A 13636-nucleotide genomic window follows, 5' to 3' on the forward strand; every position below is an offset into this window, starting at 1 on the left:
TCGTTAGAGGAGAACCATATGAATCGAAAAGAAATGAAGAGAGCAAAGAAGAAAAAGAAACGCCCAATTTTAAGAAGGTTGTTATTTCTTGCTCTCCTATTGTTTTTATGTGTTGGGGGCTATATTGGATACGTGTTCTACCAAACATTTGCAGCAGCAAATGAGTCCTACGATGATTTAGGCCGAGAAAAATCAAGGCTTCGTGATTACGCAGTTAGTATTTCAAATGACCCTGTATCTATCCTCCTTTTAGGTGTCGAGAATTATTCAAGCGGCGGAAAGGGAGGACGATCTGACACATTGATGGTAGCTACATTTAACCCTACTGATCAAACCATGAAGCTTTTAAGCATCCCACGTGATACTCGTGTTGAAATACCCGGGAAGGGCAAGAATAAAATTAATCATTCCTTTTCTAAAGGTGGCAAAGAGCTAACGATTGAAACAGTTGAAGACTTTTTAGAAATCCCAATTGATTACTATGCTACTGTAAATTTTGATGGTTTAAAAAACATCGTGGACATTGTTGGCGGGGTTACTGTTGATGTTCCATTTGACTTCACACAAAACAGTGATGATCCTAAAGCGGAAAAACTTGAATTTTTTGAAGGCCCAATGAAATTAGATGGTAGATACGCGCTTGCATATGCAAGAATGCGTCTGCAGGATCCTAATAACGACATAGGCCGTAATGAGCGTCAACAAGAGGTTGTAAAGGCGATCATTGATGAAATCGCTTCTGCTGGAACCCTTTTGAAGGTTGATAAACTGACGAACGAGGTTGGTAAAAATGTTGAAACAAACATGAGGGTTTCTGAGCTACTAGGCTTCTACCAAAAATATTCTGGCTTTAGCACAAAAAGCATCGAGACAATAAAACTCGACGGTGTAGGGGAATACATCAGCGGAACAGCTTATTGGATTCCAGAAGAAGAAAGTGTCAAGAAAGTACAAAAGGAATTGCAATCCCATCTAGAGATTCCAGTAAATAGTGCGACAGACAAAACTGAATCGACAGATGTAGTAGAAAAAAACGCCGCTACTAAATAATAATGCCAATTTAATCTAAGCAGGTTGAACCACCCAATGGTTTACCTGCTTTTTTCTCGTCATAAGAAAAGCGCAAGCGCCTTGTTCAGCCTCAGGCATAGCACAAGACGAGCCTCACGGAAAGGTGTTCTTTACCTTTCTGGGAGGCTTGGCTTGTGACCTCGAGGGGCTAGGCGCTGGAGCTGGACAGTTCTCGAAGCCAAAACTTGTAAATCCTGATATAAAGCGAGACTTCCATCAGTGGGGGTTTTCTTCATCCCCCACTGATGGTTAGTGAGACTTATCATGCTCAGGAACGCCACATCCTGTGGCTTCGCCTGACTTGGACGTCCTGTCCTTCGTCGGATCTTTACGGGCAGTTATCTCCCACTTATCTTCTTTGCTTCTCTCGAATCTCGAAGTCGGAGTTTTACTGCCCGTTAAGGTGGGATAAAAAAAGAACCAGTCCAAAGACTGATCCTTTCCTAAAAATATCAATTATCCTTTTGAGGCTTTTTTACAGAGAATAACCTTCTAAACATATTAATTAATGGCGTTCGATTTTTCCCGATCAAGCCAACAAATTCTGCAATAAATTGTAAAGCTATGAGGAGAATAATCAGAATAAAAAATGACATCCACAATGTTGCGTTTGAGAAAATGATCGCCGAAAATCCAAAGCACGCACTAAAGAAATAAATAACTAATACTGCCGCACGGTGGCTAAATCCGAGTTCCACTAAACAATAGTGTAAATGAAGCTTATCTGGTGCAGCAATGCTACGTTTATTCAATAATCTTCTGATAATCGCAAATACTGTATCAAATATTGGAACAGCTAATACAATAATCGGAATAATAAAGCTGAATAATGTTATGTTTTTAAACAATCCTAACATGGAAATAATCGAAATAGAGTAGCCTAAAAACAATGCCCCAGTATCACCCATGAAGATTTTCGCTGGGTAAAAATTGTGAACAAGAAAGCCTAATGTACTTCCAATTAAGATGAAACATAATGCGACAACTAAAAATTGTGAATCAGCAAACGCCATGATAAGAATGCTTGTCATCGCAATCGATGATACACCTGCTGCTAGACCATCAAGTCCATCAATTAAATTAATCGCGTTTGTAATTGCAACAATCCATAAAACTGTAACTGGGTAGCTAAAAAAATCTAGATAAACAACTCCGAAAAAAGGAACTGTAAATTTTTCAACTAAAAGACCTGATGAAACAACAACGATAGCTGCTACTAGCTGTCCTAAGAACTTATACCGTGCTGGTAACGTAAACCTGTCATCGAGTATACCAATGATCACGATGATAAAAGCTCCAATAATCACTTCTGTCATATAGATTGATTGTGGATTTAAATAGATAAAACCAGCAGTAACTCCGATAAAAATTGCGAGTCCACCTAGTCGAGGCATAATGTCCTTATGAATTTTACGTTTGTTTGGTTGATCTGTAGCACCAATTTTTATTGCCAACTTCTTAACCAATGGTGTGATTAAAACAGCGACAGTAAAAGAAAGAATAAAGGCTACAATATAGTCAATATAAGAATGCATAGTTTACACCCACTTGTGTGAGAAATTAATACCTATTCCATCATAGCAAAAATTTATTAAGTTTCAATGGTAATTTTCTTAAAGTTAGATGACAAAAATCAACTTTTTCATACAATATTAGCATTGACATATGTGTCAAAACCTATCGCATGACCAATGAAAATGAAATAATTACTATTTCTCAAGAAGTTGTTTGTAAAAAGCGAAAAGTTTTTCCTCTTCAGAATTCCAATTATATGCCAAGTTAAAGGCCTCCATACCATTTTCCCCCATCTCCTTCGTTAAAACAGGGTTTTCTAACAATTCAAGCATAGCTTTCGATATAGATTGTGGACGTTCAGGGTTTACTAACAAACCACTTTGAGAAGAATCAACCACCTTCCGATAGTGAGGAAAATCCGATGCAATAACTGCTACACCTGCCGCCATGTATTCGAATAACTTATTAGGTAAACAGACAAGATGGTTAGGCACAGGCAAATAGGGAATGATACCTATCGAGGCCTTTGATAAATGCTCTTCAATTTGTTCATACGGTACCTTGCCTTTAAATTCAACTTTGTCATTCAATTGATTCGCTTTAATTTTTTCACGAATCTTTTTTTCAAATGCCTCCGATTCAAAACTACCAACAAAAATAAGCTTAGCCTGAGGTCGTAATTTAGATGTATGTGCAAATCCGTCGATTAGCTCCTCAATGCCCCTAATCGGTGTTATCCCACCGAGATATAAAAGATAATCTTCGTTCTTACTTGTTTTTTTAGTAGGAGTAAACATATCAGGTAAAGGGTAGTTCTCTATTTTACAGTTCTTGTATGATTGATATCGCTCACCCACTTCTTCTGTCGTGTATATGACACCAGAAAGAATCGGTAATGACATTTTTTCGATGAGTTCATACGCAATCCTGATCGGATTCTTCAGCCACCTTTTTAAATACTTTTTACTCATGATGGCATTTGGATAATGCTCGTGGACATCAAATATCACTGGTTTTCTAGTGAAAATCCGAAGCAGTACACCTACTGGCAGTAATTCTGGATCATGAAAATGATACAAGTCTGCCTTTGTTTCTTTTGCTAGCTTAAAGACAGAAAATGCATGTAAAAACCTCTTCCACTCTTTTTTCGGCTTTTCAATTGGAATCAAGTCAATTCCATCATCTTCAATTCGTTTATCAGGCTTTGGCGCTAAAAGAGTCACCTCATAGCCAGCCTTCTTTAGTGATTTACATTGTTTATGGTAGATTCGGCCATCGTACGCGTGGTGAACCGTTGTTAACACACAAATTTTCGTCATAATATCATATCCTTTTACATATCAAAAGTTGTAACTTTTCCATTAATACTTTACACTATACTATTGATAATTCCTAATTTTTTTATGGAAAGGGATCAATATGAAAATCATCTATATCACACAACATTTCCCACCCGAAATCGGTGCAGCACAAGGTCGCGCATATGATATGAGCTCAAATTTATCGAAATTAGGTCATGACCTACATGTGCTAACGACCTTTCCTAATTCCCAACCTACAAAAAAGGTATTTAAAAAAGAGAAAGTAAACAATCTTAGCGTTTATCGTTCTTTCCGAATAAGAGATACAAAAACTAGCACCGTACGGAGACTTGCTAATTATCTATCGTTTATGATCTCAAGCTGCTTATCCGGGTTGTTCGTAAAAAAGGTCGATATCGTCTATGCTACTTCTCCCCAGCTATTCCAAGGGGTTACAGGTTATTTTCTAAGTCGCATTCATCGAGCCAAATTTGTCTTTGAAATCCGTGATTTATGGGTCGACTTTGCCGAATTGTTAGGGCAATTTAAAAATAAAAAACTCTTAAATCTTGCCCGGAAACTGGAGAACTTCTTATATAATAAAGCGGATCACATCATTGTCGTAACACATGGCTATAAAAAGCGCCTGATCGACCTTGGAATCAAGGAAGACAAAATTACGGTTATTCCAAATGGTGTTAACCCTTCATCACTAAATCAACTAGTTACGAATCATACAAATTCAGTAAAACAGCAGTATGCAATCGAGGACAAGTTTCTCGTCTTATACGCAGGAAACATCGGTGCTGCTCAAGGGTTAGACACCATTATCTCTGCAGCTGAGCAATTAAAACATGACCCTTCCATCGTTTTTATGTTCATTGGTGGGGGCGTTGAAAAGCAGACTTTAATGGAGCGAGCACGAACTCTTCAGCTTTCAAATGTTATCTTCATTGATAGCAAAAAGAAGGAAGAACTAGCTAGCTATTATGATGCTGCGGATATTGGCATTGTCTCATTGAAAAAACATCCTTTGTTTGAAATCACAATCCCATCAAAAGTATTCGACTATATGTCAATGTCAATTCCAGTCTTAATTGGTGTAGATGGTGAAGCAAGAGAAATCGTTGAAAAGCATCATGCTGGTTTTTATTTTGAACCAGAAAACCCAACAGATTTTATTCGTTCTTTAAAGCACGCTCAAAACAATCCTAATGTGCTTAAGGAGATTGAGCTTAACGTAAAGCAAGAGCTTCTTCAATCATTTAATCGAGAAACGCAAGCAAAAGAGTTGTCAGAAGCTTTCACTCATTTGACTAATCGAAACGACAAAGAGTTGCAAAAAAAGACGACCAGTTTCTAAAAAACTAGGTCGTCTTTTCATTTATGGTTGGAATCTCGCTGGCTTTTCATCACGTTTGCCAAAATGATGAAGAATTGCGTTCACTATACGACTTGATGCATTTCCGTCACCATATGGATTTGAAGCCTTAGACATTTTTTCATATGCTGCTTTATCATTTAAAAGCTCATATGCCAAAGTATAAATTGTTTCTTCATCAGTACCAGCTAGCTTTAATGTACCTGCTTCAATACCTTCTGGTCGCTCTGTCGTGTCACGTAGCACTAATACAGGTACACCTAATGAAGGTGCTTCTTCTTGTACACCGCCTGAATCCGTTAAAATAATATGTGCGCGAGCTGCAAAGTTATGGAAATCGTAGACACCTAGTGGCTCAATTAAGTGAATTCTAGCGTCATCTCCAAGTATTTCATCTGCTACTTCACGAACAGCTGGATTTAAATGAACAGGATAAACAACTTGAACATCCTCATGCTCTGTCACAAGTCGTTTAATCGCCCGGAACATATTTCTCATAGGTTCACCTAGATTTTCTCTGCGGTGTGCTGTTAAGAGAATCAAGCGATCTGTTCCAAGTCTATCTAATACTTCGTGTGTATATGTATCTTTTACTGTTGTTTTAAGGGCATCAATCGCCGTATTACCTGTTACATAAATCGTTTCAGCCTTCTTATTTTCTTGAAGTAGATTTTGCTCTGACTTATCAGTTGGAGAAAAATGAAGGTCTGCGATGACACCTGTGATTTGTCGATTCACTTCTTCAGGGAACGGTGAATATTTATTCCACGTTCTTAAGCCTGCCTCAACATGACCAACGGAAATTTGATTATACAAAGCTGCTAAGCTAGCGACAAACGTTGTTGTTGTATCACCGTGCACAAGAACAAGATCTGGCTTAACATCTTTCATAACTTCGTCTAAGCCTTCTAAAGCGCGTGTTGTTACACCTGTTAACGTTTGGCGATCCTTCATGATATTTAAATCATGATCTGGTGTGACTTTGAAAAGTTCAAGTACTTGATCGAGCATTTGACGATGCTGCGCTGTAACTGTAACAATTGAATCTATCTCATTCGGGTACTTCTCTAATTCTAAAACAAGTGGAGCCATTTTGATTGCTTCTGGTCTCGTTCCGAAGATTGTCATCACTTTTATTTTACGATCCATTTGTCTATCTCCTTTAATGCATTCTATTAACTAAATTAGCATACTCTACAAAAATCTACAAATCATTCTCTTTGTGCTTACGTTGAAGGTTGGTCGATACATTGGTGATTTCGGACAATAAATTTCAAAATCAGACAATAAAACCTTGAGTTTGGACAAAAAGACCTCAAGCTCAGACAATAAATCATGATTATGGACAATACATCATTTCGAATAGGTGAAGTAGAAATCAAGTAAGTTTAAAAACAACAAAGTTTACTAAAAAAGAGAAAATAAAAGCGGTGGCGTCAAGATTTCTACACCACCGCACTAAGTATATTAAGTTTTTGCGAAACACCTATCTAACTAACCCTTGATATAGCTCAATTAATTTTTTACTTTCATCTTCCCACGTTAACACCTTTTGGGCATTCAAACAGTTTTGCTGATAATAACGATAATTGTTGACAACTTCGTTTATTCCTTTAACAATCCCATCAACGGTTTCTTCTGCTAATACTCCTGTTTTATATTCATCAATAATGACCGATTTACCAGGGTGATTGGAAGAAACTGCAGGAATACCTGCTTGAATATATTCAAAGATCTTATTCGGAGTGGAATAATAATTATTTTTAGAAACCTTCTCATACATAACAAGGCCTATATGTGCTTGTCGTGTATAATAAATCAATTCGTCCGAGGGAACCTGATCATGGAAAAAGACCTTTTCTGAAAGGTTCAGTGTACGAACAAGTTCTTCCAGTTCATCCTTTAGAACCCCAGAACCAATTAAAACTAATTTATAGTTTTTTGGAAGTTTTTCCATCGATTGAATAATTAATTCTAATCCTCGATACGGAGAAAAACCTCCTTGATAGAGTAAAATAACATCATCTTGCCCAAAGTTATAATTCCAAGTAGCAGGCACCTCAGTTTTTGACATTTGCTGCTCATTAACAAGCGGAATGTTTTGAATCAGAATACTAGGCTTTTCACCATTACGCTCGAATAAATAGTCTCTTAAATAAGAATTCACGGTTACAACATAATCAACTTTACGAAATAGTTGTTTTTCCATCCGATATCCTACGATTCGATCTAACTTATTTCGGCCAGCCATTTCATTAAAAATCTCATGGGAGTCATAAATAAGTTTTGCCAAAAGGTCCTCAGATAGCATACTACCTTGCCATAATGTATTTAAGTCATGACAATGGATTACATCAATCTCTAGATTCTTAACCAGTACTTTAACCTTTTTATAGTACTCGTAATAAGCTAAATAATCTTTTATTATTTTTATTACAGGTCTTCGAACAGTCCATACTAAAGTGCTTTTCAAGATTGATTTTTTTGAACTCTTCATTTCTTGCTGTGTAATAGAGGCTTTCATACTCTTTACGGATATAGCAACATGCAGCAGTTTTATATTTTTATGTAAAAAAGGAGCAGGCTCTTTGTATTCTTTCACACAAGAAATATATACAAAATGGCCTGCTTCGGCTAACGCCAACGCCTCTCTTTTTACTCTTGCATCATAATGAATATCTTTATATAAAAGCATTAAAATATTCATTTAGCAACACTGCTCTTCATAAACGCATCGTACTCGGTTACGATCGGTCCGGTTTCACCTACTGCTTTTTGTTCACCCAGGTGAATCCACACAACTCGGTCACAGATTTGTCTAACTAGGTTTGATGAATGAGTAACAAGAATGACGGTTCTTTCTTGTTTAATCTTCTCCATAATGGCTTGTCTACACTTTTGTTGAAAGGCAGTGTCTCCTACACCTAATACTTCATCAATAAGGAGAATCTCTGGATCCAGTGATATAGCTGTTGCAAACGCTAGTCTTGATTTCATCCCTGCAGAATAAGTTCTTACAGGCTTATAAATAAAATCACCTAACTCTGAGAACTCAATGATTTCATCAATTTTTTCATCAATTGTTTTTTTGTTATGTCCAAGCAATAAACCATTGAGATAAATGTTTTCAATTCCCGGTAACTCAGCTTGGAATCCAGCCCCCAATGAAAGGAGGACTGGGTGCTCTTTTTCGGAAATACTAAATTCTCCTTTATCTGGTGAAATCAGCCCGCTTAACAGTTTAAGAAGCGTACTTTTCCCTGAACCATTTCGTCCAATAATACCGAGAACTTCACCTTTTTTCACTTCAAAGTTTAATCCCTTTAACGCCCAAAATCGATCATCTTTTTTGTGTAAATTGAATAACTTTTTTAAAGGTTTTTCCGTATACTCTGGATATGATACCCAGAGGTCTTTTATTTCAATTATATTTTCAGTCAATTAAATCACCTTGGCATATTCTTTTTCGTTTTTGTTTAACAAACGTAAACCTAAATAAAGGACGAGCACTGATACAATTGTTAAAATAAATAACGGTAAAAACTCAGGTGGTCTTCCGTAAATTAATATATCTCGATAGGATTCCAAAAATGTTGTAAATGGATTCAAGTACAAATATGGTACTAGACTTTTTGGTACATCACTTAATTCAAAAAGTACAGGTGATAAATACATAAGTACTCTCGATATATATTGCATCATGTTTTTAACATCTTTAATAAAAACACCTAGATGTGCTAAGAAAATCATAACACCTAACAAGCAGAATGCATTTATCAGAAAAACTAATGGAAAATAAAGGGCATTCCAAGTGAAGTCGATTCCATATATAAACAAGAAAAGGAATAGCATAACAACACTAATTATATATTTAATACAGTTAACTAATAAGCGGACGATAATAAAGATTATTTTTGGAACATAAACCTGTTGTAAAATATTCCCTTTAGATGATATAGCATTTGTTCCGTCGACAAGAGAAGCCGTTACAAACTTAAGTGGAATCAACCCTGTGAAGATAATAACAGGATAATTTGGTCCTCCTCTATCTAAGATCAAAACGACTAAAAAGTAAAAAACAGCCATATAGAATATCGGATCTAATACCCACCATAGAAAACCAAAATACGTTCTTGAAGTATTCGCTTTAAAATCAGAAGTAGTTAAGTGATAAATTAAATCTTTGTTGGTTTTAATGGCTTTTATTGTATCAATAAACATACACGTTCTCCTAACCTACAAAATGTTGCATCTTTATAATAATAAACTTTGTTCATACAGCTTTCAAGTTTTACATTATGAATCACTATCGTCTCCAAAGAATACTCCCAATAGACAAAGATCACTATGATAAGTCTCTTTTTTACTGCTTTCACACGATACTTTTAGCTTAAAATGCGACCATAATTCATTATGGTCGCAGAGTGAAATCATATGAAGATGTCTACATATGGCTTATCAAATATATTGATAAAGATTACCAAAGTTAATGTACGAAACATCCTCTGGGTAATTTTTCACAATATTTTTTGTATCAAAGATTTGTTTTACTGCCATTCCAGCTAAGTCATTTGTCTCGATAGATTTAAATTCGCTGTGGTCTGTTAAAACTAACACTAAGCTTGAATTTTTAACAGCGACTTCTATATCCTTTTCAACCCAATCCTTTTTGACATGTGGGTCATATGCAACAACTTCCTTTGCACCTGCAGCTTTCAACTCTCCATAAATATCCATTGCTGGACTTTCACGGACATCGTCCACATTTCCTTTATACGTAAGACCAAACACTGTGATTTTTTTGTCTTCAATTCCACCAAGAATCTTTGCTACTTGCTCAACAACAAATGAAGGCATTGAAACGTTAATATCTCGAGCCTGATAAATTAGTTTCGCTTGCTCTGGTGCTTCTGCTACAATAAAATAAGGATCAACAGCTAAGCAGTGACCACCTACTCCAGGACCTGGCGAATGCAAGTTTACACGAGGATGCTTATTTGCCATTTCAATAACATCTAACGCATTTATTCCTAGTTTTGTACAGATTTTAACAAGTTCATTTGCCAATGAGATATTGACATCACGATACGTATTTTCCATAAGCTTAGACATTTCAGCCGTTTTCGCATCAGTTAAAATCAGCTCTCCTTGAACAAACGTACGATAAACGTTTGCACCTGCTTCTTTACAAGCTTCTGTTACTCCACCAATAATACGGTTGTTATAGATTAACTCATGCATAATTTGGCCAGGTAGTACCCTTTCTGGACAATGTACAAGGAAAAGATCTTCGCCGATTGTAAAACCCGCTTTTTCTAACAGTGGTTTTACATGATCATCTGTCGTACGTGGAGCAATTGTAGATTCAACAATGACTATGTTATTCTTTTCAAGATATGGAATCATGTTTTCTACTGCACTTAATACATATTTTAAATCAACTGATTTATATTGATCATCTTTATTTGGTGTAGGCACAGCAATAATAAATGCATCCGCCTTTTCAGGTTCTGTGGAAGCTTTAAATTTGCCTGTTTCCATAACTTCTTCTAAAGCTTCTTGTAAACCAGGCTCTTCAATATGAATTTTGCCGTGATTTAATGAGTCAACAACTTCTTGTTGGACATCTACACCAATCACGTCAACTCCATGCTTTGCAAACATAATTGAAGTCGGCAGGCCAATATAACCGAGACCAATTGTTACTAACTTCATATCCAATTTCCTCCAGTATATACCAAAATGTTAAAATTACTCCTTACAACATTACAACTTAGACAAATCCATGTCAATAATGTCGTTGCCTCTAAGAAAAGCGCAAGCGCCTTGTTCAGCCCCGACATGCATAAGACGATCAGGAATAGAAGGTGTTCTCTGCCTTCAATTCCTGAGTGGCTTAGACCCAAGAGGAGCTAGGACGCTTGCGCTGGACACGAAAACTAAGTCAAAAAACTTATTCTCTAAGAAAAGGGCAAATTAGACACTTGAGCCTTGAATGCGCTCTTTATCTTCAAGCCTAGACCTTAGAAGCAGTTACGAACGATTACGTTAAGTGCTCAGGACGTTAGAGTTAGACATAAAGCCCAAATCTAAAATGTCATAATTCCGACGATATCACTTAAGAACAAAAGCGGAAGCGCCTTGATCAGCCTAAGGCAGGCATAAGACGCGCATGAATAGAAGGTGTTCTTTGCCCTCAATTCATGCGTGGCCGGACGCTTGCGCTGGTTGTCGTGTGCTTATCCCCAGTACAAGAATTTTATAGTTTTCCTATAACACTAAGAAATGATTTCATTTAATTCAGAACGAATCATCTTATTCTTACTACACTGATGACGTACACGATTTGCAGCTCTATTCGATTTAGTTAGAAAATCCTCAGGATTATGATATAAATGTTCAATCGCGTTTGCTAAACCGATGTAATCTTCATTAGATGCTAAAAAGCCACACGACTCGTCAATGAACTCAGGGATTGCACAAATACCGTTTGTTACTGGCACAAGCCCACTTGACATAGCCTCCCCTAATGATACCCCTTGGGAATCCATCCGAGAAGGACACAAAAAGATTCCGTGTGTTTTATGTTGTTCAGCAATTTGCTCTTGTGATAAAAAGTAATTATGAAGATGTACATTTGGAATATTACGTATCGGTTCTACAACTTCATCGAACAACGGTCCTTGCCCATATATATCAAAATCAAGATCATTAAAAAATGGCCGATCTTTTAAAGCTAATATGGCTTTCACGGTTAAATCATTCGCATACGTTCGTGATGCAAATGGACGTATTGTTAAAATTCGCTTTCTTTGTTCGGCCGTTTTTTCAACATAATTGAATAATTCATCATCAATTACATTATGAATAACCTTATAATTTTTCACGATCGAATTTGTGTCTTTTTCCGCAATCTTTTCTTTATACCAATTCGACACAAAGATAAATTTTATGTCATCATCATCTGTTGTATAAAGTTTACGCATAAAGTCTAACTGCTTTTGATTTCCATCCGCTTGATTAAGGGCTGAACGTAGGCTTTTTGTATTCTGATAAAAGTTAAACCATCGACGATACCATTTTGTTGTTTCATACCCATGAACCCACACTAGCTTTGGTGTTTGTTTTGCTTGAGACTTGCGAACGGCACCATACATACGTTCATTGATAAAGTGGAAGAATATCTTTTTATAAGGCTTTACATTCAACAAGTTTACCAATTCATCTTCACCACTAATAAAAACAGGGATGCCTTCAAACGTATACGAAGCAATGCTCCCCGGTGAAGTATTTAGACGATAAATCTCTACATTGATACCTTTTTCAAGATAAGATAATGCTCTCCTATGGATGAACATATTTTGATAATAATTATTTTTTTCCGGATACACATTAGTGATAATTAAATAATCACGCTCAGGATTTTTTGTAAACAATTCCTTTTTACTATCAGCAATGGCAGTGTTATAAGTCGTAAGTGAAAATTCTGATATAGTCACTTCTCCATCTCCAGACAACCTCACTCCAACCGAATAGCTAACTGTAGTTTCTGGAAAGTTTACAATCATTTCACTACCTAAGGGATTATAAACACTAAATACTTGTTTATTATTTTTATCGTATCCAACAATCACCTGTTGTATTTGCAAACTATTATTTGTTTCCCCATCTAGCTTTGCTACATAGGTTCTGTTTGTATTTATTTTATCTTTAAACACCTTTTTGTTATCGTAATAAATGATGATCGGCAGTGCATCCTTGTTTATCTGCTGTACTTTCATTTTTAGCACAGCAGAGTCAGCAATCAATACTTTATAGGTAGTGTTTGTTTGCTTAGGCCATTTATCTAAAAATTGAATGGATTCAATTGAATCGTCTTTTAACACTCTATTTCCCCTCCTGCTGAATACATACGAGAAGATTTGTATTTGGAATGATTATTTTTTATTTCTAAGTCCCCATAATCTCTTTTGTAATTTCCCTAATTTGGAATTCTCTAATTTATTTATTTTTTTCTTTAGATCATTGATTGTTTGTTCTTGTTCATCTATTGTGTTAATTAATTTTTCAGGAGAGAATCCTGATTCCTTAAATGATTCGAATTCTTTTTTACTTAAGAGCTCACCGATTTGTTCACGAGTTTCCACTTCATCTACAACACGGGATAGAATTTCCTTAAATTCTTTCTCCATTTCTTTTTTATCCTCAATAAGTCGCTCAGTTAATTCTTTCAATTCTTCATATTCCTTTTTACTTATCGTAATCATTTCACGACCAATCACTGGAGTATTCCCCATCCATTCTGCTCCTCTCATCATTACTTTCTGAACATGCTTTTCTTTGTCTCCCTACACCATTTAAACAAATA

Annotated in this window: 11 protein-coding genes; 2 read left to right on the forward strand and 9 right to left on the reverse strand. The window is 36.1% G+C overall.

Translation table 11 applies throughout. From position 1 onward, the window contains the following. Window positions 1-18: 18 nt before the first annotated feature. Complete coding sequence (locus K9V48_RS11390) at window positions 19-1050, forward strand: LCP family protein (protein ID WP_224139119.1); 1032 nt, start codon at window positions 19-21, stop codon at window positions 1048-1050. Window positions 1051-1523: 473 nt separating this feature from the next. Here K9V48_RS11390 and K9V48_RS11395 read toward each other — a convergent pair whose 3' ends face one another. Together K9V48_RS11395 and K9V48_RS11400 are read right to left on the reverse strand one after the other, a co-directional pair. Beyond that, entirely contained in the window at window positions 1524-2606 is a 1083-nt protein-coding gene (locus K9V48_RS11395; protein ID WP_224139120.1) for a glycosyltransferase family 4 protein, read from the reverse strand. Window positions 2607-2780: 174 nt separating this feature from the next. Beyond that, the gene (locus tag K9V48_RS11400; protein ID WP_224139121.1) at window positions 2781-3905 is read right to left on the reverse strand and encodes a glycosyltransferase family 4 protein; all 1125 of its coding nucleotides are present in this window, start codon (window positions 3903-3905) and stop codon (window positions 2781-2783) included. Between the two features lie 100 nt (window positions 3906-4005). Between K9V48_RS11400 and K9V48_RS11405 the strand changes: the two genes are divergently transcribed. Next, window positions 4006-5250, forward strand: a complete 1245-nt coding sequence (locus K9V48_RS11405; RefSeq protein ID WP_224139122.1) for a glycosyltransferase family 4 protein — start codon at window positions 4006-4008, stop codon at window positions 5248-5250. Between the two features lie 21 nt (window positions 5251-5271). On the opposite strand, the gene wecB is transcribed toward K9V48_RS11405, so the two are convergent. The 7 genes from wecB to K9V48_RS11440 all read right to left on the reverse strand — a co-directional run bounded on the left by wecB (window position 5272) and on the right by K9V48_RS11440 (window position 13565). Next, complete coding sequence (gene wecB / locus K9V48_RS11410) at window positions 5272-6417, reverse strand: non-hydrolyzing UDP-N-acetylglucosamine 2-epimerase (protein ID WP_224139123.1); 1146 nt, start codon at window positions 6415-6417, stop codon at window positions 5272-5274. A 337-nt stretch (window positions 6418-6754) separates the two neighbouring features. Beyond that, window positions 6755-7975, reverse strand: a complete 1221-nt coding sequence (locus tag K9V48_RS11415) for a glycosyltransferase (protein WP_224139124.1) — start codon at window positions 7973-7975, stop codon at window positions 6755-6757. After that, the gene (locus tag K9V48_RS11420; RefSeq protein ID WP_224139125.1) at window positions 7972-8709 is read right to left on the reverse strand and encodes an ABC transporter ATP-binding protein; all 738 of its coding nucleotides are present in this window, start codon (window positions 8707-8709) and stop codon (window positions 7972-7974) included. Before K9V48_RS11420 ends, K9V48_RS11415 begins: the two co-directional genes overlap by 4 nt. Beyond that, window positions 8710-9489 (reverse strand): ABC transporter permease, encoded by a 780-nt coding sequence (locus K9V48_RS11425; protein ID WP_224139126.1) that lies wholly within the window; start codon window positions 9487-9489, stop codon window positions 8710-8712. It abuts the gene before it with no gap. A 237-nt stretch (window positions 9490-9726) separates the two neighbouring features. Then, window positions 9727-10983, reverse strand: a complete 1257-nt coding sequence (locus K9V48_RS11430; RefSeq protein WP_224139127.1) for a nucleotide sugar dehydrogenase — start codon at window positions 10981-10983, stop codon at window positions 9727-9729. Between the two features lie 563 nt (window positions 10984-11546). Further along, entirely contained in the window at window positions 11547-13154 is a 1608-nt protein-coding gene (locus K9V48_RS29425; RefSeq protein ID WP_224139128.1) for a glycosyltransferase family 4 protein, read from the reverse strand. Window positions 13155-13205: 51 nt separating this feature from the next. Beyond that, window positions 13206-13565, reverse strand: a complete 360-nt coding sequence (locus K9V48_RS11440; protein ID WP_224139129.1) for a hypothetical protein — start codon at window positions 13563-13565, stop codon at window positions 13206-13208. Window positions 13566-13636 lie beyond the last annotated feature (71 nt).

The organism is Metabacillus rhizolycopersici, assembly GCF_020075705.1.

Coding starts and splice junctions, on each gene's coding strand:
- K9V48_RS11390 (WP_224139119.1), top strand. CDS start 19: ATGAATCGAAAAGAAATGAAGAGAGCAAAGAAGAAAAAGAAACGCCCA.
- K9V48_RS11395 (WP_224139120.1), bottom strand. CDS start 2,606: ATGCATTCTTATATTGACTATATTGTAGCCTTTATTCTTTCTTTTACT.
- K9V48_RS11400 (WP_224139121.1), bottom strand. CDS start 3,905: ATGACGAAAATTTGTGTGTTAACAACGGTTCACCACGCGTACGATGGC.
- K9V48_RS11405 (WP_224139122.1), top strand. CDS start 4,006: ATGAAAATCATCTATATCACACAACATTTCCCACCCGAAATCGGTGCA.
- wecB (WP_224139123.1), bottom strand. CDS start 6,417: ATGGATCGTAAAATAAAAGTGATGACAATCTTCGGAACGAGACCAGAA.
- K9V48_RS11415 (WP_224139124.1), bottom strand. CDS start 7,975: ATGAATATTTTAATGCTTTTATATAAAGATATTCATTATGATGCAAGA.
- K9V48_RS11425 (WP_224139126.1), bottom strand. CDS start 9,489: ATGTTTATTGATACAATAAAAGCCATTAAAACCAACAAAGATTTAATT.
- K9V48_RS11430 (WP_224139127.1), bottom strand. CDS start 10,983: ATGAAGTTAGTAACAATTGGTCTCGGTTATATTGGCCTGCCGACTTCA.
- K9V48_RS11440 (WP_224139129.1), bottom strand. CDS start 13,565: ATGGGGAATACTCCAGTGATTGGTCGTGAAATGATTACGATAAGTAAA.